Genomic DNA, 20,115 nt, shown 5'->3' with positions numbered 1-20,115 from the left:
ATGTTGTGTTCTTTTGTGCAACTTTTTTCATTTAACCGCTTTATCGACAAGCTGACGCCTTTCGGAAATACCGAAAGGCGGTTTTGTCAGTCAATATGAACTGCTTTATCAGGAGCCTGTAACGATGTAGGGCTGGATAGCGTTTGCAAGAATGTTTGCAGGCATGGTCTGGAGCCATATCCTGCCGGGGCCTGTTACCTTAGTGTTAAAGAGACCCTCGCCGCCCAGAAGCACGTTGCCGACGCCCTTGACAGTCTCGATATCCATAGAGCAGGTAGCCTCCATAGCTGCAAGGTAGCCTGTGTCGATGAGCATAGACTGACCGGGAGCCAGGTTATATTCAACAATGCCGCCGTTTATCTCCAGGAAAACCATACCCTTGCCTGTAAACTTCTGCATAATGAAGCCCTCGCCGCCGAAAAGACCTGCGCCTATCTTCTTCTGGAAGAAAATTTCCATATTAACGCCGATAGTGTTTGCCAGGTATGCGGATTTCTGAGCCACGATAGGCTGAGCGCTTGTGTCAAAGCAGATGATATCGCCGGGGAAGGTGGAAGCGAAAGCTATCTCGCCGGGGCCGCCTGCTGCGGAATATGTATTGCGGAAGATGGACTCGCCTGTTACAGCGCTTTTAGCCATTTTGCCCAGAGCGCCCAGAAGTCCTGCGCCGCCGCCCGAGCCGAGATTTGTCTGCATCTGCATAGTAGGGGTCATCCAGGACATTGCGCCCTTCTGACACTCAACAGCCTCGCCTGCTTCCAGGCGGCAGATAAGCACAGGCAGGGGAGCATTTTTAACTTCGTACTGCATAATAATACCTCCATAATTCCATAATACTAAAATAAGAATTTTGCAATCTAATCATAACATAAAATAGTCAAAGAGTCAATAGAATATTATAAATTTTAATCAGAATTTAACTTACTAAATTTCTGAAATAATTAACGGAGTGATATCGATGTCAAAAGAAGCAGGCATAAATCAGAAGCTGAAATTCTTATATCTTGCAGATATTTTCAGAAACGAGACCGACGAGGAGCACCCCATAAGCGTATATGACCTTGAAAAGCGCCTTGAGACCCTTGGAGTGGGAGCGAGCCGAAAAACGCTCCTTGAGGATATAAAGCTCCTGATGGATTACGGAATGGACATAATCACCGTGCCCATGGGGAAAATGCTGGGCTACTATCTTGGCAGCCGCAGCTTTGAGCTGCCCGAGATAAAGCTCCTTGCGGACGCGGTAAGCTCCTCCCGTTTTATAACCGAGAAAAAATCCCGTATCCTTCTTAAAAAGCTTGAGGGACTTACCAGCAATTATCACGGACAGGAGATAAACCGCCGCGTTTACGTATCAAACCGAATAAAGTCGGAGAACGAGGCTATCTATATAAGCATAGACACCATACAGCAGGCAATAGACAGCAAGAAGCAGATAGCCTTCCGTTATTTTGACAGAACTGTGGGAATGAAGAAGAAATACCGCAAGGGCGGACGGAGCTGCTCCCCCTATGCCCTTGCCTGGAATGACGGCAGCTATTATCTTGTGGGCAAGCAGGGGAAATACTCCACTCTCTCAAACTTCCGCATAGACCGTATGGAGAATGTGGTCATACTTGATGAAAAAGCCGAGCCTATCCCCGAGGGCTTTGACCTTGCCGAATATACCGCCACCACCTTTTCCATGTTCAGCGGAGAGCTTTGCACCGTCACCCTGCGGCTTGACAGCAGCCTTGTGAACGTGGTAGCGGACAAATTCGGCTCAGACCCGATCCTGATACCCGATGGTGAGGACAAATTCACCGTAAGCGTAAAGCTTGTGGCGGGAGCGGCATTTTACGGCTGGCTGTTCCAGTTCGGCGACAAGGCAGAGGTAGTTTCACCCGAAAATATCCGCAGGGAATTTCTTGAGATGATGGACAATGTCCGCAGAAAGTACGATACGGAGGACTGAGACTGTGATAAACGTATTATTCATAGGCGATATAGTAGGCACAAACGGCTGTGACTTTGCGGAAAAGACCGTAGGCAGGCTGAGAGCGAAGGAACGGCTGGACATCGTCATAGCAAACGGCGAAAACTCCGCCGACGGCAACGGCATAACCAAGGCGTCCATGGATGCGCTTTTCCGCTTTGCCGATGTTATAACCACAGGCAACCACTGCTTTCGCCGCAAAGAGTTTACCGAATACTATGATATAAAGGAAAATCTTCTCCGTCCCGCAAATTATCCCGAGGGGGTAGTGGGAAAGGGCTCCGTTGTTGTAGATATGGGCAGATACAGCTTCGGGGTCATAAACCTTATGGGAACAGCCTTTATGGAGCCGCTCAACAATCCCTTTGAATGCGCCGACAGGCTCCTTCGTGAGATGGACACACCCAATATCCTTGTGGATTTCCATGCCGAAGCCACCTCGGAGAAAAAGGCAATGGGCTTCTATCTTTCGGGCAGAGTATCGGCAGTTATCGGCACTCACACCCATGTACAGACCGCCGACGAAATGATACTTGACGGTCACACGGGCTACATCACCGACGCGGGAATGTGCGGAGCGGAGCTTTCCGTTCTCGGGGTAAAAAAGGAGCTTGCCATAGAAAAGCAGAGGACGAAATGCCCCGTTAAATTTACCGAATCGGAGGAAGCACCGTTTTTTAACGGAGTAAAGCTGAATATAGATGAAAAATGCGGTAAAGTTCACAGTATTGAGCGGCTGATTATTAGATAAATCGCCTAAATTTCCGTAAATCCTTGCATATGACCGCTTTTTCGTATATAATAGCATTATGAATACATAGGAAAGGGCGGTCTCAAAATGGATATACTGAGAGTTTCGGCAAATTCCTCTCCCAATTCGGTGGCGGGAGCCATCGCCAGCATTGTCCGCAGCTGCGGTCAGACGGAGGTACAGTCGGTGGGTGCGGGAGCCACCAATCAGGCTGTGAAATCCATTGCGGTTGCAAGAGGGTATCTTGCGGCTGTGGGGCTTGACCTTGTATGCTTCCCCGAATTTTCCACAGTAGAAATAAACGGCGAGGAGCGCACGGCAATGCGGTTTGTGTGCTTTGTGCTGAGTGAAGAATAAAAATAAGGGACTGCGGCGGCAGTCCCTTTTATGTTATATCAATTTCTGCAAAAATAATATCAATTACCTTTTTCAGAATATCCTCAGGCAATGTTTCCATAATCGAGTGAGGACGGCTGTTTAGGTCAAGAGAACGCATATGTTCACACAGAATGACGCCCGTTGTTTTTGTGCGTTCATCAAGAGGAATGTGCAGAGGAAAGCGGTTGTTTGTATTAGTTATGGGGCAAACAATAGCAAGCTTTGTTTTCTCATTAAAAAAATCATTGCTTACAACTACCGCCGGACGGTAGCCTGCCTGCTCGTGACCCGACTGCGGGTCAAAGCTGACCTTTATAATATCTCCCTGCTTTACCATATTTCTTTACCTACAGGCTCGCCCCAATCAATTTCTTCAGGTATATATTCACCGTCAAATCCTTCAAAAAGCTCTTTGATCCCTTTTCTTTCGTTAGCTTTTTTTATAACTACCTCGTTGCCTTTTACGATAAGAGTAAGTTCTTCATTGTCATTCCAATGGACAGTATCAAGTATGATTTTCGGTATTCTTATACCTTGACTATTGCCCCATTTCTGAATTGTAGTAGTCATAATATCACCTCCGTATATACTTAGTATATACCAAAAAGTATGATTTGTCAAGCATTTTATCCATAGAACAATTGGTTATTAGTATAAGACAAAAACAGGCTGCTGCAGCACACACGCTGCAGCAGCCTTGATTTTTATTTGGCGGATGCCGAGGCTTTTTCGGCTTCTTTGGCTTTTTGCTCTTCTTCAAGCTTTTTAGCCTTTTCCTTATTCTCCATATAAATGTCATTTATAGGAACGTCAATGTAATCTTCTTCGGGAACGATCCGGAAGATATGATCTATTCTTCCGAAAATTATCTCCGAACCGTAGAACTGAAGCTTATATCCGGGGTAAATTTCATTTTCAAATTTTTCGATAACATCGTCTTCTGTGATAACATTATCCAAAAACGAATCGTCCTCGTATTTGTAGGTAATATTGTTCTTGACAACATTGCCGTCTTCGTCCTTTTCGTCTCCGAAGATCTTGGAATAAGCATCGAGCATAGTAGTATCAAGTATCAGATAAGTATTCTCGTCGGGGGTGATCTTCTGCATCTCCTCAATATATAACTGATAATTTACTACCATAGCGGCGAGGAAGGATTTACAGCCTAAAAGCTTATAGGGATAAACGGTCAGTATCCAGTTGTCCTCAATGAGCATAATATATTTGCTGTCTTTAGTGACGGTGGTATCGATACCGCCTCTTCCTCTGGGGTAGAACTCGAAGAAATATTTAGTTTCACAGAAAAGAAGGCTTGATACAAGTGCAAGGCAGCACAGAGCCGAAATAACATATTTATGATATTTATACAGCGGTTTTATCAGTCTGAAAAGATATTTTACGATAAGGACAGCCGCAATAGCAGTCCAGGGCATAACATAGAAAAGGTATCTGTCTGCGCTGACGCTCATAGTGTTTAAATTAACGGTGATGGCAATTATGCTGAGAACGAAGAAGATGGTGATTATCATAAACAGAAGCATAAAGTCAAAGTTTTTGCCAAAATATTTAAGGGCGTCAATGACCTTGCGTGAAAACTTCTTGAACCATTCCTCTTTTCTGAAAAGGAAACAGAGAGGAGCACCTACAGCTATCAGCAGCACCAGCGCCGCAACAACGTAGGCATACCAGCTTGTGGCATAAGCGGAAATTCTGTATCCTGCCAGGGAATCCGTAATAAGAGAAAAATTATATCTCAGACCGTGGATATAAGGCATAGCGTTCTCAAGTCTTTGAGTGTCGGCGGTACCTCTTGTTAAAAGGTGGTCGATAGTTGCGGGGAACAGCACTATTGAAACAAGTACCGAGCCTGCCATAGAAAGCGCATATGCAAACATTTTTTTCCATTGCTTCTTAAAAAGGTAAAAGAAACAGAAGCAGGCAACTATGGCAAAGGAAAGAATGAGAAAATAATGATGGCTCAGAGCGCCTATGATAATGATCACGCCTATCTTTATCAGGTTGCCCTTGAAGCTGCCTTCGGACAGATAAAGTCTCGTGTGATAAAACAGCAGCATAATGGAGAGCATAGTTATCAGGGAATAAGCTCTCAGGTAAACATTCAGGTTGATATATCCGGTGCAGAATCCCCACAGCAAGCATACAAGTATTCCCAGGAAATCCGATTTGCACAGTCGTGTAGCGACCCTGTACAGATATATCTGTCCTATTATCATAGAGACAAAATTTATCAGATATCCGAAATATTTGGAAAATGTATCGGGGAAGAAGGAGCAGATGATATGCAGAATGGCGGGATAAAGGGGCGGGTGCATATCGGGGACCTCATTGTACCATACAGAATCAACACGGAACTGCTGACCCTTCTGCACAGTGATATAATGGTCGAAGTCGGAGCCGTCGCGCCATACTCCCATAGCGGGAGAATCGTCCTCATTGTTGTAAATATAAGGCTCGTAGAAGGAATTTGCAAATCCGTAGCTCCAGATCTCATCGGAATGGTAGCCCTGTTTTCTTACTGCAAAATAGTAGGTAATATTCAGCACCTGCAAAATGATTATTACTGCAAGTAAAATATATATCTGCTTTTTTGACAGCACACGTTCAGAGAACTTTATCTTGCTTTTGTTTTCACTATTTTCCATAAGCTTTATCCTTAAAAATTACTTTTAAAAAAGCCCCGGCAGCATAGCCGCCGGGGCTTTTTGTGTTTTAAATCAAATTCAGATTATAAATTCGATTACTGCTTAACAGCTGTGCTGAGGGTGATACCGCCGGTCTCACCGGTCTTAGCAGTAGCCTCGTCGGGGTAACCGCCAACGTACTTATCGCTTGTGGACTTAGCCCAAGCAGTAGCAGAAGGAGTACCGGAAGCGTTAAGAACGGAAGTAGCAAAACCTGCAGAAGCGGACTTGGAACCCATGAGGATACGAAGTGCCTGAGAAAGGTTGATGTCAGAAGAAGCTGTAGGAGCAACAACTGCGGAAGGAACAGAGTTTGTGGAAGTGTTGAGGTCAACGTTGGAAACGCCGTTAGAAGAAGTCATGGGGAAACCTGCAACTTCGCACTTTGTAGCGTATGTAGCTGTGTTAGTGTAAACAAGCTTAGCGTTGGAGTTAGCTGTAGAAAGCTTGGAGTCACCAACATAACCGATCATAGAGGGAACGAGGATAGCTGCAAGAACACCGATGATAGCGATAACAACGATGAGCTCGATAAGGGTAAAGCCCTTCATCTTTGAATTTCTCATAGGAAATTCCTCCTTTTTAAATAATAAAATTTTAATTTATAAGCTACAGAGTCTATGTCGCTCTGAAGTTATACGTTAATGAACAGGAACAGGGAACTGACCTGTGTACATATGGGGCGTAACGCCCTGAGTGGGATGCATAAAATCGGATTCCTGAGCACGTGGATTGCGACCATTGGCATCTACATTGAACTCGTACAGATAAAGTCTGTCATCACAGCTTGATGCATCCTTGACACCGCCGTTTGTACCGATGAGCTTTACAGCCGCTTCGCATTCGGCAGTGGTGCTGTAGTAGTCATTGTAGACTGCATAAGCTACAGTGAAGGTAGAGGGATAGAAAGCAACTACCCAAGAACCCTTGAAGCTTGATTCCAATCTGGACTCGATGCCGTCGGCAATGGGATAAGCATTGAGCGTATCGGAACCGACTGTGATTTTTCTTACATCAAAGCCTGTGGCGGGATCCTGTTTGATACCGAAGGAATCAACCACCGTAGTCTTGTTGGACTTATCGTACTTTGTGCTGTCATAACCCTGCTCAGTGTTGACCATTATCCAGCAAAGTCTTGGCGGTGTTGCTGTACCGGTAATGTCCTTTGCAGTGGTACCTTTGATCTGTTCGCTGATCAGATAATCCTGAGCCGCCATATAAACTTGCTGAGCCTGACTGTTAGCGGACTTGATGTGATTTGTTCTTATGTAGTCCGAAATGTTCGGAACAAGAATTGCCGCCATAATTGCGAGTATTGCAATTACTATTACCAGTTCCAGCAGGGTGAAGCCTCGCAGCTTCCGCTTTGAATTGTTCATTGGACACCCTCCGTTCGTAAGGCAGATACCAATGTATCAGTTTGGGAAAGCTTTCCGCTTCGGAGGAGCTCCGTTCGGTTTTCCTCTCTCCCTTGACTGTAATTACATTATAATCTATCTGCCCGCAAATGTCAATAGTTTTCTGATAATTTTTCCTCTAATTTTGTGAATTTGTGGATTGTTTCACGAAAACGTTTCAAAATCTTAACTTTTAAAGCAGGTTGCACAAAACGCTCGTTTTATATTTCTCAAAATCACTGATTATTGCAACTTTTTTGACGCCCGTATCATAGTGAGAAATGCAATTTTTATATTGCATTAAATTTTGCAATTCTGTTTATACATTAAATTCTCACAATAGCTGTAATAATTTTATCTGAAAACTATAAAAATCTTTGATTATTACAATTTGTAACCTTTTTAAGGGGTTACGGTGAAAATACACTGCAATTTTTACACTTTCGGAGCAGGTGTGTGAAAAACTGCTCCGAAAGGGGTAAAAAATCACTGATTATTATACTTTTTATCTCTGAATGGACATATCACCCTTCATATAACGCTCGAACTCGTTGATATCCAGGCTCTTCTCTCTTGCGTGCATTTCGGTGATGACTCTTTCCTTGACCATACGTGCAAGCTCGTAGTCGAGGCAGACCATTCCGTCCTTCTTACCTGTCTGGATAGCAGTCTGGATAAGGTGTACCTTGTTATCACGGATCATAGCCTTGATGGAGTCGGTAGCGTTGAGTATTTCAAGGGCAGCAACACGTCCTGTGCCGTCGGCCTTGGGGATAAGGGTCTGAGCGATGATACCTACGAGAACTGTAGCCAGCTGAGTACGGATCTGGTTCTGCTGGTGAGCGGGGAATGCGTCGATGATACGGTTGATGGTATCGGAAGCAGAAGTGGTATGAAGTGTACTCATAACCAAGTGACCTGTTTCGGCGGCGGTTACGGCAGCTGTGATTGTTTCGTAGTCACGCATTTCTCCTACGAGGATAACGTCGGGGTCTTCACGGAGAGCAGCACGGAGGGAGAGGGCGAAGGATTCAACGTCGTCGCCGACCTCACGCTGATTTATCATACATCTCTTATGCTCGTGAATGTACTCGATAGGGTCCTCAACGGTGATAACGTGAGCGCTGCGGTTGCAGTTAACGTAATCGATCATAGCAGCCAGGGTCGTGGACTTACCGGAACCTGTAGGACCAGTTACGAGGATAAGTCCTCTGGGACGCATAGCGAAGTCACCCAGGATAGGGGGAAGGTCAAGGTCCTCAAGGGTAGGAATATCATTTCTCAGGAGACGGATAGCAACAGCAACGTCGCCTCTCTGGTGATAAACGTTGACTCTGTGACGGTAGCCGCGCTTGGTAACATATGAGAAGTCGGTATCGATCCTGTTTTTGATATTCTCAATGTTTCTGCCGCCTGTCATCTGCTCAACTATCTTCATAATAGCGCCGTCGGTCATTTCGGGGTAAGAGCTGAGCTTACGTAAAGTACCGTGAAGACGCACGATAGGCGAGATCTTGGTAGTGAAATGAACGTCGGAGCAGCCGAGAACACGGGCTTCATCAAGAATTTTGTCAATATTTATGACAACTCTTTCCGCAGGCTTTTTTTCGATATCAATATCCATTTTATCCTCCAATCTGCCGCATGGCGGCAAATAAAATTAACTGTGAATGTCTGACGCAGATCAAACAGCGAATGTAAGCTTTACCAGCTCGTCCATGGTAGTTCTTCCTACCTGAACCAGCTCGGCAACGTTGTCACGGAGAAGCTTGCAGCCCTCCTGTCTTGCCAGCTGAGAAATGGCGTCGGTCTTGCCGTCAGCGGCGATAAGGGAAGCCATAGTAGGCGTACAGAGCAGAATCTCGTGGATAGCGGTACGGCCTGTATAGCCTGTGTTGTTGCACTTGGGACAGCCGCAGGCGTCGTAAATGGTAACGGACTCGTCAATACCCAGGAGCTGATTATCCTCCTCGGTGGAAACTCTGGGGGTCTTGCACTCGTCGCAGACCACCTTACAAAGTCTCTGAGCAACGATACCGATAAGGGAGGTTGCCACCATATAAGGAGCAACGCCCATATCCACCAGACGGGTAACGGTGGAAGCCGCGTCATTGGTATGGAGTGTGGAGAGCACCATATGGCCTGTGATAGCGGCTCTGATGGCGATCTCGGCGGTCTCCTGGTCACGCATTTCTCCGACCATTACGATATCGGGGTCCTGACGGAGGATAGAACGGAGGGCAGCGGCAAAGGTCATACCTGCCTTTGTATTAACCTGACACTGGTTAATACCCTCGATGTTCTTCTCGACAGGGTCCTCAACGGTAATAACGTTAACATTAGGCTTAGCAAGCTCACCGAGAGCGGCGTAAAGGGTGGTAGTTTTACCGGAACCTGTAGGGCCCGTAACCAGCATAACTCCCTGGGGAACCTTGATAAGTCTGGAAAATCTGTCATAGTTGTAATCGGTCATACCGAGATCTGTGATCTTACGCACGCCCACATCGCCTGTGGCAAGGATACGGATAACGCACTTCTCGCCGTTAACTGTGGGGAGGTTAGATACACGGACATCAAGGGTAGTGCCGTCAACGACCTGAGTGAAACGGCCGTCCTGAGGAACTCTCTTCTCAGCGATGTTCATTCCGCTGATGATCTTGATACGGGTGATAAGGGAGTTATGAACAACGTTTGAGACATTCATAAGCTCGATAAGGTCGCCGTTAACACGGATACGGATACGTGTGTAAGTCTTGAAAGGCTCGATATGGATATCCGTTGCGTCCGCGCGGAAGGAGTTTTCCACAATGGTGGTACAGAGCTTAACGATAGGAGCGTTGTCAACTCTCTCTGCGATCTCGGCAGCGGTCTCGTCCATTTCTTCGTCGCCCTTGAACTGGTCCTCAACGGAGCTGATAACGTTGCCCACGTTTGCATTGGAGTAGATCTTGCCGATAGCCTTGGTGATGGCGGCCTTGGTGGCGAGAACGGGAACAACGTCCATACCCGTAGTTACCTTGATATCCTCGAAGATATAGAAGTTAACGGGGTCATAGGAGGCAACCGTAAGACGCTTACCTGTTATCTTGATGGCGATGATGGTATGCTTTTTAGCCAGAGCCTCGGGAATTTTCTTAACAGCTTCCACATCGATGGCAAACTCGGGGTCATCGAGGTCAACGAAGGTCAGGTTATTTTTCCTTGCCAGGACCTGACCGAACTGAACATCGGTAACAAAGCCAAGCTCAACAACGTAATCGCCGAAAAATTTTCCGGGCGTATTATCGTTCTTTTTGGCGTCGAGGGCGGCCTGCAGCTGTTCGTCGGTGATTATTCCCTCGTTCACCATATACTGGCCAATAGGAATATTCTTCATAAGTGTTTAAACTCCTTCTCCGCAGACGAGTGAGATTGTCCGAACGCCCTTCTGCGGAAAAAACGCCGGAATATATTTTTGCGGAAAACCGCATTTTTGCTTGAAAAAAGGAAAGATATATGGTAATATATTAAGTAACGTCACCGCCTGTGAAGCGGGAGAAACGAATTTTCATATTTAAAGGAGACTGATAAAATGAGCAGCCTGAGTATTGAGACTCTTGAGACCATAATGACGGTCACGATCTATGTTTTTGTATTCCTGTTCGGAATAACCATCGGAAGCTTTCTTAATGTATGTATATACAGACTTCCGAAGGGGGAGTCGCTTATCACGAACAACTCTCATTGTATGACCTGCGGAACGCAGATCAAGCGGTACGATCTCATACCCGTGTTCAGCTGGATCATCCTCAGAGGAAGGTGCCGTGCCTGCGGAGCGAAAATAACGCCGCGGTATATGATAATCGAGCTTATGACAGGCATTGTATTTCTCGGAGTATTTATGCGCTATGATTTTATGACCTACGGGCTTTATCCCGTAATGCTCTGCCTCTTTATGTCGGGGCTTATCGTTCTGTGCTTTCAGGACGTTGATACACAGGAGATGTGCATATCGGTCCTTGTCTACACATTTTTAATTGCGGCTGCCACCCATGTTCTGAGCTTCATAAACGGCTCTGATGGAAAGCTTCTCACATTCCCCGAGATCACCTTAAAGGACGGTATCATCGGAATGCTCTGTATAAGCCTGCCGCTTCTGCTTATCGGTTTTGTGATAACACCCATTTTCTACAACGCCTTTGTTGACGAGGACAGAAAAGAGCTCAGAGGAATAAAGGATAATCTTAAAAGAACATCTCAGACCGACAGAAATTATTCTGTGCTTGTTTCCAAAAAGGAAGCTCTGGAAGCCAAGATAAAGGAGCAGCCTCCCGTATACGGCTTCGGAATGGGAGATGTTGTACTTATGGCTGCCGGGGGACTTATGCTTGGTGTGAAGGCATCTGTGACCGCAGCGCTCATTGCCGTTGTAACAGGCGCTGTTTACGGTATCATTCTCAAGTCTGTAAGAAAAGATGAAAACGAGTCAAACGCCTTTGCCTTCGGACCCTTTCTGATAATCGGGCTTACCGTAGGCGCATTTGCGGGTGGAAAGCTCATAGATATGTATCTTTCAAGCTTTATTATCAGGTAAAAACAGTTTTAAAAAAACGACCCGTGCCGTGCATGGCACGGGTCATTTTTTTGGTATTGCTTAATCTGTGTAATGCTCGGGATAAATGTAAACGAAATAAACTATATTGCTTGTTCCTCTTCCTGCCGAAGCGATCTGCTTGTCGGCTGTTCCGCCCTGCTTGATGGACTTGCATATGCGGGCAGCCTTGGAATTATTTGGACTGCGAAGCTCGAATGTGCCTTCAACCGGATTAGTGGAACTGTTGTTAAAATTGCCGTTTCTGTTATTGTTGTAATAGTAGTCGCTGTCAACATTCAGGTACAGCTGATTGTCCTTGATCTGTGCGGTAAGGTAGTATTCGGCGTGGTTGTAATAATCGTTTCCGAATACTTCGTACAGATTGGAAGTGCCGTCCTGCTTGATGTTGCTGAAGCTCATCGTGTTGGTAGTTCTGCCCGGGATAGTTGCAATGAGCCTTCCGCTGTAATCAATATTTTTGTATTTGTAGGTATTGGATCTGTCGAAACAGATCAGTCTTACCTTCAGCTTTTCGGCGTCTGTGGGGCTGTTGGGATTTGCAAAATAAGGATTTCCCAGAGCGTCCACAGGATTTTCTTTTGCAAATGCCTTTATTGCATCATCGGGAGAAAATCCTGACTTACCCTCGATCACCATAACATTCGTTGCATATCTCAGAGTTTCTCCGATATAGGTAACGATGTTGTTTTCGACCATTTTCTGGTTATTGACTACCTCGTTTGTAGCAGCTGCTTCAGACATAGGACCGGCAATTTGCATAATACCGAGCATCAGGATACTGAACACCGCCATAGCGACGATCAGCTCAACAAGGGTAAAACCCTTTGCCTTTGCCTTTGACATATTGCTTTCCTCCTTACGAATGGAAATAAATGTAACGGTTATACTCGGTGGTTTCGGAACCGGAAACACTCTTCTGGTAGTCGTCAGTACCATAGGGGCTTACAACATAAACATCAACTTTAGTAGTATACTTCTTTTCCACGCCGCCGATGGTGGTTTTTATCTCGAAGGTCTTTTTTGTGGAGTCTGTGGTTATCTTAACAGGCTTCACACCGTCGGTCTTGCCTTCAGCGGCAGCGGGTGATTCTGCGTCCTGCATCTGAAGATAGATGCTGTTATTGTTTTCTGATGTTTTGTTGGAAACACTTGCAAGGGCCGAGTATGCCTGGACCAGCAGCATTGAAGATACCGCCAGAATTGCCATAGCAATGATACACTCAATAAGAGTAAATGCTTTTAATCTTTTTTTCATAGCCGCCCTCCGTTATCTTGCTGCACCATAGGGATCAAAGTTGAGCTTCTTTGTTCCGTAAGCAGGAGGATCGTCATTGGGGATAAATGTGATACCCGCATGCTGACCTGCCTTAAATCTGGCACAGATAACATTTCCGTAAACATAGCTGTTGATGTCGCCGAGGCTGCCGATATTACCCGTCTCTCCGTAATATGTCTTTCTTGTCTGACCGCTGCTCATGCTGGTGTCAAACATTGCATATGAATAGGGCGCATAAATAGTGCCGCATACAACAGTATCATTTCTGTAGAAATTCAGATTGTTGATATAATATGCAACGTAATATGTTACATTGGGATAAGGCGAAGAAGGAGTTGCTCCCTGTACTCTGATATCAAGGGATTTCTTGATAGGATCTGTCCATTCTGTAAAACCGTGGTCTGTCCAGCCGATATTAACGGTTTCGCCCACAGGCTTTCCGAGGGACATTTTCTTCTGTCCGGGAACGAGAATGGTGACCTGCTGATCTCCTACTACTACAAATTCACCTCTGATAGTGCAGTCTCCTGAGCCGGAGCCGTCGCCTATCTGCAGCTCGATAGAGCTTGAACGTGCATCAATGTAATAAATTCCGGTGTGACTTTCGGGAAGTATTCCGCTTCCGGTTATCATAGTTGAGCCTGAAGGGATAACATAACCGTTAACATCGGAACCATCGCTTATGGAGGTGGTGACGGGCTTTGAATACTGTACAAGAGAGTATCCGAAGCTGTCGCCGAGAACGATCTCTGAGGGAATGATCCTGGATTTGATGTACGCGGTACGAGTGGAGTCATTTGCGAAATCTACCGGAGGAGTGGTGACATTAAGGTCAAATGCACCGTCCTTTGTCCAGGTATAACCGCCCCAATATCCGCCGGAAGGCGAGTTATGATCTTTAGAACCGTCATGGAAGCCTACTGAATCGGTCCAGTTCTTGAGCTCGTTTCCGTCATAGTCGATATCTGAGTGATATCCGTCTACTCCCGTAACAAAGTCCTTACCAACATAGTCAAAGAAATAATCTCCGAAAATGCTGCGTTCTGTAGGAAACTTGACTTCTGTATCACCCATGGGAGTTGTGTTGTTGGTGTGGTCATAAAGCTTAGCGGGAAGCTCTATTTTTCTTGTAAAGTCTTTTTCAAGCTTGTTGGAAACAGTTTTTGTTGTTCCGCCGATAGTAAAGGTGGTTGTATCTGCACCTGTAGGGTTATCGACAGGGTCGTATCTTTCGTAGCGAAGATCCATGAAACCGGTAGCCTGCTTGCAGTTTGCAGGGGACTGGGCTGTGTCCAGAGCTACTTTGTAAAGCTTGCCGCCGGGACCGCTGATGGTATCGCCGAAATTGATATATTCGCTGCCTGAGATAGCGCTGTTGTAATTATGACCCAGAACCTTGGTATAAGTATAGGGATCTGCACCATTTGCGTCAGCGCAGGCACCGTAAGCAATATCAATGGTAGGGTAAGTTGAAACGTTGGATGTCATACCGTTTGCACCGGCACAGATTATCTTGATACCTCTGTAAATGTTGACATTTCCCTTACAGTAGTCAAGAAGCTTATCGCCTTTTTCGGTTATGGGGTTTCCTGTCCAGCCTGTGGATGCCTGACCCGATGTTGTATAGGTATAGCTGCCCCAGGTACCGCTTCTTACGTAGTTATCGATCTGTAAATATGCCACGGGAGGTACAGCAACATCATCGTAAAGAATAGTTACATTTGTATCGGGGATAGCCAGGTAATTGCAGTAAACGTCGCCGTTGATAATATCTTCGCAGCCTGCCTGCGCAAGGTCTGCACCGTTACTGTCAGAGCCGTTTGTCAGAACGAACTCATCGGCAAAGATATTGCCGTAGACCTTCATCTGCTGAGCGCCGGGTCTTACCTGGAACTTCTGGGTTATCAGGTTTACCTTTAAGTTTTCATTGCCCAAAGACTGACCGCTGCACGCCAGCTCTGTTATACCGGCGTAGATAGTAGCGCTCTTCATGCTTGATGAGAACTTGATGGGGTTGCCTAATTTTAATACGTCCTTAACGAACATTATTTCGTTATCCTTGAGGTTGATGTGTGAGTCTGTGCCGCCCAGATAAACGCTGCCCTTATAGTAGAGGTTGCCGGCAGTTGTGGAGTTGTTTGAAAGGTTGGTCCAGTTGGGGAAAAGTGAGGACATTCCTCCGATCGCATGGAGAGAAGCCTGAGATTCGATGGAACCCATGGAAACAACGGCATTGTTGGTCGTTGGAGGGGGATTGTATTTTGAGCCAACAATGAGAGAAGTGGTAACAGGCATCTCATTTGTACCTGAGTTTACTTCAGCAGAAACCTTGATAACAATGTGGTCTTTTTTTCTGTCGCCGTTTCTGATACGTTCGCCGACGGAAGAGCCCGAACCCATATCAAACTTTCTTTCAAGGACCTGTACCTTGATAGGGGGTACAGTGGTGGTATCACCGTTAAAAACATTTCCATATGTATTGGTGCCGTCGGAGCCGTAGCTGCCGAGATAGGAAGTGTTTATTTCATATACCAGAGTATCATCTTCGCCTACATTGCAGGTGCTGTCCCAGTTCTTGCTGAAATACTGCTTGTAGTAATCGGAATACAGGGTGTAGTCTGAGCAAGCGCTTTGAGTAAAGTTCATGGAAGCGTCAAACTCCGCTTTTTCGGCTGCGCTCATACCGTTGACCTGCTCAGCATACCACTTGTTGTAGTTAGGCTTGGTAGGGTCTGTCTCAGTGGAAACAGGCACCTTATATAAGTCGAACTCAAGAGCTCCTGCCATATCCAGGATCTCTTCTTTTCGCTCTATAAGACCTGTAGCTTCATTTTTTTGGTAATAAACTTCTTTGTATGTAGTCTTTTGCGATGTGTCATTCATCATGCTGTCAACAAACTCTTCGACCAGCGACCTGGCTGTATAATATGCCTGATTTTCTCTGAACTTCAGTTCAGTTCGGTTATGAGCCGAGTAAACCACAGCAATGGAGCCGGCAAGAAGAATTATCAGTACCGACATGACCGCAAGGATCATTATGAGTACTGCGCCCTTGACCTTTGCGGGATTCTTGTTTGCTTTTGCCGCATTCATAATTTTCCACCCTTTCTAAAAATTTAATATTTTGCGCAAGATTTTGTAAAAAGAATTTGCAATTTTATAAACAAGCCCACCCGAAAAAGCAAATGCTGTTTTTTCGGGTCGGACGTGTTATTAAAAATTACTCGGCAGCAGTTTCGGAAGCAGTTTCGGAAAGTGCTGCGGGAACATCATCAACATCCTCGGGATCAAGAGGATAGATCTCGTAGATCTGGATGGTAAGCTCACCGGAGAATTTGGGATCCTCGGGATCTGCGTTGGGATCCTCGATATAAGAACCGGAGAAGGTGAGGAGATAGATGTTCTTGTCGTTATCGGCAATGAGCTGAACAGCGTTAAGAAGATCCACACTGTTTTCGCACTCATATTCTACAGTAGCAACTGTGCCGCCGACAGCCACACCTGCGGGAGGAGCGGGATAATTGTTGTTGTAAACATATCCTACCTCGGGAGGGAGCTTGTTTGCGATATCGCCGTTGACCTTCATGGGATAAGCAACTGCGCTCTTATTATAGTAATATGCGTCGAGAACAGTGCTTGACAGAGGATCTAAGGTAACACCTGTGATCTTGAAATCTCCTGCGGGAGAGAGAAGTTCCATAAGGTACTTGCTTATCTGATAGGTGTCGCCGTATTCCTTTTCGCTGAGGAACTGCTCCTGATCCTCAACAACAGCCTTGATATTATTTTCGAGCTGCTTTTTCAGTTCCTCGAGGGTACCCATTTTAGCTTCGACCTGAGCCTTTTCGTCCTCTTTGGCAGCAAGTCTTTCCTTGGAGACCTGAAGGTCCTCGTACTTGGGCTTGGCGAAACAGAAAATTCCGACTCCAAGAACTACCAGCACCGAAACAACAATAATAATGACCTTATCTCTGTAAGAGAGCTTCATACTCATTCTGCAGCACCGCCTTCCTCAGTTGCATTGTCCTCGGCGGTTTCAGCCGCAGGCTCTACCTCAGGCTCAATAGGTCTGAGGTTAAACTTGATATCAAACTGGAATACTGTATCATCCTCGGTAGCGAAGTCTCCCAGCTCTTCGGAACCTTGCGAAGAAGTAAATCCTGTATAAATGATGTTGTCAAACTCGTCAAGGTCGTAAATTGCCTGAGCCGCATTATCGGGAGCGAGGTTATCCTTAGTAACACAGGTAAGAGTGATCTGACCCGAACCGAAGGAAAGCTCCTTGACCATGCAGTCCTGACCCTCTATGGTATCAAAGAGTCTGTCGATAAGCTCTGCCTGAGCGGGATTTTTGGTTGCGAAATTATTTACAGCGATGTCGAGATCGTTCTTGTAAAGAGCGACCTTGTCGATCTTGTTCTGGGTGAGGTCCACCTCAGCCAGGGTCTTTACGACCTCTTCGCTGTTGATGTACTTGTCGATCTCTTCGACCTTCTTGTCGTTGTTGTTGATAGCAGTTCCGATACCGAGATTAACTGCAAGGATAACTGCAGCGGCAAGTACCACAGCGCCGCCCCAGGAGAGGAGGAAGCCGGAACCTGCATCGCTTCGTCCTGCGGAGGAGTCTGTCTCAAGGAGGTTGATACGGTCAACGTCCTTGTTGCTTCTGAACATGGCACCGATAGCGTTTGCGTATGTAAGAGCCTCGATGTTCTCGTAGCCGCTGATGCTTGTGGTGTTAACGCTCAGCTGGCTGGTAGCGATCTCCATGCCCTCGAGAGCGTTGGTGAGACGGATATATTCGCTTGTATCGCCGTAGAAGACAACGTTCTGAATGGGGTTCTGGGGATTTCTGGACTTGTGGAACTGAACCATTCTGTAGATGTTCTCGTTAACAGCCTCGTAAACGTAATCCTCGGAGTTATCGTAGTCCAGGGGATCGATGGAAGCAAATCTTGCGAAGGAGAGCTGATTGTTCTCGTAAAGGTTGATGCTTACGAATGTGGGATCGACCTGAACTACCAGCATAGGCATTCTCGAAGCGATCTTCTTGTCGCTGAGGATAAGTCTGGAGATAGCGTTACAGGAAACGCATACCGACTTCAGCGAAATGTTCAGCATCTGGAAAACCTTTCTGAAGCAGTCAACCACTTCAAAGGGGCAGGCGGTAGCCAGGATCTTCTGAGCCTGAACGCCCTCCTCCTCGACCTCTCCTGCGATGGAGTAGGAGATGGAGTATTCCTCTGCGATACCCATAGTATGCTGCATCTGGTTAGTTACCATAGTGAGCATCTGGGAGCTGGTCTTAGCCTTGGGGATATGGAGCTCCTTGAAGATAACAAGGTTTGAGGAAAGAGTAACAACAGCTTCCTTGTCCTCCATACCGTGAGCCTTGAGCTCGTCGTTGATGATGTTTGCCAATCTGGGAATATCTTTTATATGACCGTTTACGATCAGACCCTCCTGAAGGTCGATGGTGGAAGCAGCGGAAAGTCTTATCTTTCCTCTTGCCTCTGAACCACGAACAATGCGGATGTGTCTGTCAGTAATATCAAATGAAAGCATTCTCGTCACCTCACTGATTTCTTTAGAATTTTTTTATTTACGGGACGACCCCGAAAGAATACTTTGATTAGGTAATGTTGCCCATGGAGTTGTAGATAGCGGGGAGGATACCTGCGATAACGAGACCGATACAAGTACCCATAAAGATGATCATTACAGGCTCGATGAGACCAACGAGACGAGTAATAGCTTCGTCCGCCTCTTCCTTGTAGAAGGCTGCGGATTTGGTAAGGATGGAGTCAAGAGCACCCGACTCTTCGCCGACATAGATGATAGATGTGAACATGGACTCAAAAATGCCTGTTCTCTGAATAGCCACCGAAAGGGTCTCGCCCTGTTTTACCTCATCGATAACAGTTTCGAACTTTTTGGATATGTACAGGTTATTCAGAATGTTGGAGGATTTTGCCAGACACTCTACCATGGGGATACCGGAGGAGTAGAGGGAAGCAAGGGTAGAACCGAAACGAGCGGTATAAACCTTAACTACCAGAGGACCCACAGGTTTCATTTTAATAATGAGCTGGTCCCATTTGTATCGTACATCGGGGATCTTCATAGCGTACTTGATGACGAAAACGAGAGCGGCAATGACGAGCGCGATCACCCACCAGTACTTCTTGAAGCCATCTGAGAACGCAAACAGCGCACCGGTCAGACCCTTCATATCCTCCTCGGTAAGGAGGTCCTTGAAGGTAGGCATGATGAATGTGAACATGATGATAACGATTGCAACGCAAAGGACTCCGAGTATGATAGGGTACATCATGGAGCTCTTGATCTTGTTGTTGAGCTTTGCGTCACTGGTGTACTGATCCTCCATCTTTTTCATAACAACGTCGAGGCTACCGGAAGACTCGCCCGCCTGGACCATTGAGATGAAGAAGTTGGGGAAAGCGTCACCCTGCATCTTGACAGCGTCGGAGAAAGAGGTACCCTTCTGAACTTCCTCGTAGATCTCACGGTAGATCTGTTTGGGAGCTTCCTTGACCTGTTCTCTCTGCATAATGTCGAGGCTCTTTACGAGAGTAAGACCCGACGTGAGCATAGCTGACAGCTGTCGGCAGTCGTAAGCCAGCTCTTTGGTTGTGAACTTATGAAGATTTTTGCCGCTTCCGCCCTTGGCTTCCTTGTAGCTTGAACAGAAAAGGCCTTTGTCATGTATCTTCTCGAGAAAATCATTGACATCTTCGGCATTCATTTTCTGATTCTTGACGACTTTGCCCTGAACGTCGGTAGCCGTATAGATAAAAGTCTTCATTAAGCTTTGACACCTCCGAATAAAAAATTACGTTATACCGGAAATGCATTACATTTTCCGTAAGCATTTCAAATACTTATCATATTATAGCATTTTGACGAAAAATTAGCAAGATGTTAATTTAACCAAATTGTAACCAAATATTAGGGAGTATTAACCAAATGTATCAAATCTCTATCCTGACCGTTGTACAAAAACGATAAACAGCACGAAATTTTA

General features: G+C 46.0%; 18 protein-coding genes. 4 read left to right on the top strand and 14 right to left on the bottom strand.

Annotated features, from left to right (window positions below; translation table 11 throughout):
• Positions 1 to 108: 108 nt before the first annotated feature.
• Positions 109 to 810, bottom strand: a complete 702-nt coding sequence (locus ACI4J0_RS11490; RefSeq protein ID WP_439765951.1) for a TIGR00266 family protein — start codon at positions 808 to 810, stop codon at positions 109 to 111.
• Positions 811 to 958: 148 nt separating this feature from the next.
• On the opposite strand from ACI4J0_RS11490, the gene ACI4J0_RS11485 reads away from it, so the two are divergent.
• From ACI4J0_RS11485 to ACI4J0_RS11475, 3 genes are all read left to right on the top strand, one after another.
• Positions 959 to 1,951 carry a helix-turn-helix transcriptional regulator gene (locus ACI4J0_RS11485; protein ID WP_439765950.1) on the top strand — a complete coding sequence of 331 codons (993 nt, stop codon included), beginning with the start codon at positions 959 to 961 and terminating at the stop codon, positions 1,949 to 1,951.
• Positions 1,952 to 1,955: 4 nt separating this feature from the next.
• Positions 1,956 to 2,723 (top strand): TIGR00282 family metallophosphoesterase, encoded by a 768-nt coding sequence (locus ACI4J0_RS11480; RefSeq protein ID WP_439765949.1) that lies wholly within the window; start codon positions 1,956 to 1,958, stop codon positions 2,721 to 2,723.
• Between the two features lie 87 nt (positions 2,724 to 2,810).
• Positions 2,811 to 3,080, top strand: a complete 270-nt coding sequence (locus tag ACI4J0_RS11475) for a stage V sporulation protein S (protein ID WP_439765948.1) — start codon at positions 2,811 to 2,813, stop codon at positions 3,078 to 3,080.
• 28 nt (positions 3,081 to 3,108) lie between these two features.
• On the opposite strand, the gene ACI4J0_RS11470 is transcribed toward ACI4J0_RS11475, so the two are convergent.
• The 7 genes from ACI4J0_RS11470 to ACI4J0_RS11440 all read right to left on the bottom strand — a co-directional run bounded on the left by ACI4J0_RS11470 (position 3,109) and on the right by ACI4J0_RS11440 (position 10,576).
• The gene (locus ACI4J0_RS11470) at positions 3,109 to 3,438 is read right to left on the bottom strand and encodes a type II toxin-antitoxin system PemK/MazF family toxin (protein ID WP_439765947.1); all 330 of its coding nucleotides are present in this window, start codon (positions 3,436 to 3,438) and stop codon (positions 3,109 to 3,111) included.
• Entirely contained in the window at positions 3,432 to 3,671 is a 240-nt protein-coding gene (locus ACI4J0_RS11465; RefSeq protein ID WP_439765946.1) for an AbrB/MazE/SpoVT family DNA-binding domain-containing protein, read from the bottom strand. The genes ACI4J0_RS11470 and ACI4J0_RS11465 overlap by 7 nt, the downstream gene beginning before the upstream one ends.
• Positions 3,672 to 3,805: 134 nt before the next feature.
• Positions 3,806 to 5,764 carry a hypothetical protein gene (locus tag ACI4J0_RS11460; RefSeq protein WP_439765945.1) on the bottom strand — a complete coding sequence of 653 codons (1,959 nt, stop codon included), beginning with the start codon at positions 5,762 to 5,764 and terminating at the stop codon, positions 3,806 to 3,808.
• Between the two features lie 95 nt (positions 5,765 to 5,859).
• On the bottom strand, positions 5,860 to 6,369 hold the full coding sequence (locus tag ACI4J0_RS11455) for a type II secretion system protein (RefSeq protein ID WP_439765944.1): 510 nt from the start codon (positions 6,367 to 6,369) through the stop codon (positions 5,860 to 5,862).
• Between the two features lie 75 nt (positions 6,370 to 6,444).
• Positions 6,445 to 7,182: a pilus assembly FimT family protein gene (locus tag ACI4J0_RS11450; RefSeq protein ID WP_439765943.1), complete on the bottom strand. Its 738-nt coding sequence runs from the start codon at positions 7,180 to 7,182 to the stop codon at positions 6,445 to 6,447.
• Between the two features lie 523 nt (positions 7,183 to 7,705).
• On the bottom strand, positions 7,706 to 8,824 hold the full coding sequence (locus tag ACI4J0_RS11445) for a type IV pilus twitching motility protein PilT (RefSeq protein ID WP_439765942.1): 1,119 nt from the start codon (positions 8,822 to 8,824) through the stop codon (positions 7,706 to 7,708).
• A gap of 60 nt (positions 8,825 to 8,884) precedes the next feature.
• Positions 8,885 to 10,576 (bottom strand): GspE/PulE family protein, encoded by a 1,692-nt coding sequence (locus tag ACI4J0_RS11440; protein ID WP_439765941.1) that lies wholly within the window; start codon positions 10,574 to 10,576, stop codon positions 8,885 to 8,887.
• 195 nt (positions 10,577 to 10,771) lie between these two features.
• On the opposite strand from ACI4J0_RS11440, the gene ACI4J0_RS11435 reads away from it, so the two are divergent.
• Positions 10,772 to 11,773, top strand: coding sequence for a prepilin peptidase (locus tag ACI4J0_RS11435; protein WP_439765940.1), 1,002 nt, complete (start codon positions 10,772 to 10,774; stop codon positions 11,771 to 11,773).
• A gap of 60 nt (positions 11,774 to 11,833) precedes the next feature.
• On the opposite strand, the gene ACI4J0_RS11430 is transcribed toward ACI4J0_RS11435, so the two are convergent.
• From ACI4J0_RS11430 to ACI4J0_RS11405, 6 genes are all read right to left on the bottom strand, one after another.
• A complete protein-coding gene (locus ACI4J0_RS11430; protein WP_439765939.1) occupies positions 11,834 to 12,637 on the bottom strand; it encodes a type II secretion system protein in 804 nt (267 codons plus the stop codon).
• A gap of 13 nt (positions 12,638 to 12,650) precedes the next feature.
• Complete coding sequence (locus tag ACI4J0_RS11425; protein ID WP_439765938.1) at positions 12,651 to 13,049, bottom strand: type II secretion system protein; 399 nt, start codon at positions 13,047 to 13,049, stop codon at positions 12,651 to 12,653.
• 12 nt (positions 13,050 to 13,061) lie between these two features.
• The gene (locus ACI4J0_RS11420) at positions 13,062 to 16,163 is read right to left on the bottom strand and encodes a hypothetical protein (RefSeq protein WP_439765937.1); all 3,102 of its coding nucleotides are present in this window, start codon (positions 16,161 to 16,163) and stop codon (positions 13,062 to 13,064) included.
• A gap of 127 nt (positions 16,164 to 16,290) precedes the next feature.
• Entirely contained in the window at positions 16,291 to 17,064 is a 774-nt protein-coding gene (locus ACI4J0_RS11415) for a hypothetical protein (RefSeq protein WP_439765936.1), read from the bottom strand.
• Positions 17,061 to 18,635 carry a pilus assembly protein PilM gene (pilM, locus tag ACI4J0_RS11410; protein WP_439765935.1) on the bottom strand — a complete coding sequence of 525 codons (1,575 nt, stop codon included), beginning with the start codon at positions 18,633 to 18,635 and terminating at the stop codon, positions 17,061 to 17,063. The genes ACI4J0_RS11415 and pilM overlap by 4 nt, the downstream gene beginning before the upstream one ends.
• A gap of 67 nt (positions 18,636 to 18,702) precedes the next feature.
• Positions 18,703 to 19,896, bottom strand: a complete 1,194-nt coding sequence (locus tag ACI4J0_RS11405; RefSeq protein WP_439765934.1) for a type II secretion system F family protein — start codon at positions 19,894 to 19,896, stop codon at positions 18,703 to 18,705.
• Between the last annotated feature and the right edge of the window lie 219 nt (positions 19,897 to 20,115).

Origin of the sequence: Huintestinicola sp., from assembly GCF_051882455.1 — a bacterium.
Classification (GTDB): Bacteria; Bacillota; Clostridia; order Oscillospirales; family Ruminococcaceae; genus Huintestinicola.
This window is presented reverse-complemented; position numbering and strand designations above follow the sequence as displayed.

Coding starts and splice junctions, on each gene's coding strand:
- ACI4J0_RS11490 (WP_439765951.1), bottom strand. CDS start 810: ATGCAGTACGAAGTTAAAAATGCTCCCCTGCCTGTGCTTATCTGCCGC.
- ACI4J0_RS11485 (WP_439765950.1), top strand. CDS start 959: ATGTCAAAAGAAGCAGGCATAAATCAGAAGCTGAAATTCTTATATCTT.
- ACI4J0_RS11475 (WP_439765948.1), top strand. CDS start 2,811: ATGGATATACTGAGAGTTTCGGCAAATTCCTCTCCCAATTCGGTGGCG.
- ACI4J0_RS11470 (WP_439765947.1), bottom strand. CDS start 3,438: ATGGTAAAGCAGGGAGATATTATAAAGGTCAGCTTTGACCCGCAGTCG.
- ACI4J0_RS11465 (WP_439765946.1), bottom strand. CDS start 3,671: ATGACTACTACAATTCAGAAATGGGGCAATAGTCAAGGTATAAGAATA.
- ACI4J0_RS11460 (WP_439765945.1), bottom strand. CDS start 5,764: ATGGAAAATAGTGAAAACAAAAGCAAGATAAAGTTCTCTGAACGTGTG.
- ACI4J0_RS11455 (WP_439765944.1), bottom strand. CDS start 6,369: ATGAGAAATTCAAAGATGAAGGGCTTTACCCTTATCGAGCTCATCGTT.
- ACI4J0_RS11450 (WP_439765943.1), bottom strand. CDS start 7,182: ATGAACAATTCAAAGCGGAAGCTGCGAGGCTTCACCCTGCTGGAACTG.
- ACI4J0_RS11445 (WP_439765942.1), bottom strand. CDS start 8,824: ATGGATATTGATATCGAAAAAAAGCCTGCGGAAAGAGTTGTCATAAAT.
- ACI4J0_RS11440 (WP_439765941.1), bottom strand. CDS start 10,576: ATGAAGAATATTCCTATTGGCCAGTATATGGTGAACGAGGGAATAATC.
- ACI4J0_RS11435 (WP_439765940.1), top strand. CDS start 10,772: ATGAGCAGCCTGAGTATTGAGACTCTTGAGACCATAATGACGGTCACG.
- ACI4J0_RS11430 (WP_439765939.1), bottom strand. CDS start 12,637: ATGTCAAAGGCAAAGGCAAAGGGTTTTACCCTTGTTGAGCTGATCGTC.
- ACI4J0_RS11425 (WP_439765938.1), bottom strand. CDS start 13,049: ATGAAAAAAAGATTAAAAGCATTTACTCTTATTGAGTGTATCATTGCT.
- ACI4J0_RS11420 (WP_439765937.1), bottom strand. CDS start 16,163: ATGAATGCGGCAAAAGCAAACAAGAATCCCGCAAAGGTCAAGGGCGCA.
- ACI4J0_RS11415 (WP_439765936.1), bottom strand. CDS start 17,064: ATGAGTATGAAGCTCTCTTACAGAGATAAGGTCATTATTATTGTTGTT.
- pilM (WP_439765935.1), bottom strand. CDS start 18,635: ATGCTTTCATTTGATATTACTGACAGACACATCCGCATTGTTCGTGGT.
- ACI4J0_RS11405 (WP_439765934.1), bottom strand. CDS start 19,896: ATGAAGACTTTTATCTATACGGCTACCGACGTTCAGGGCAAAGTCGTC.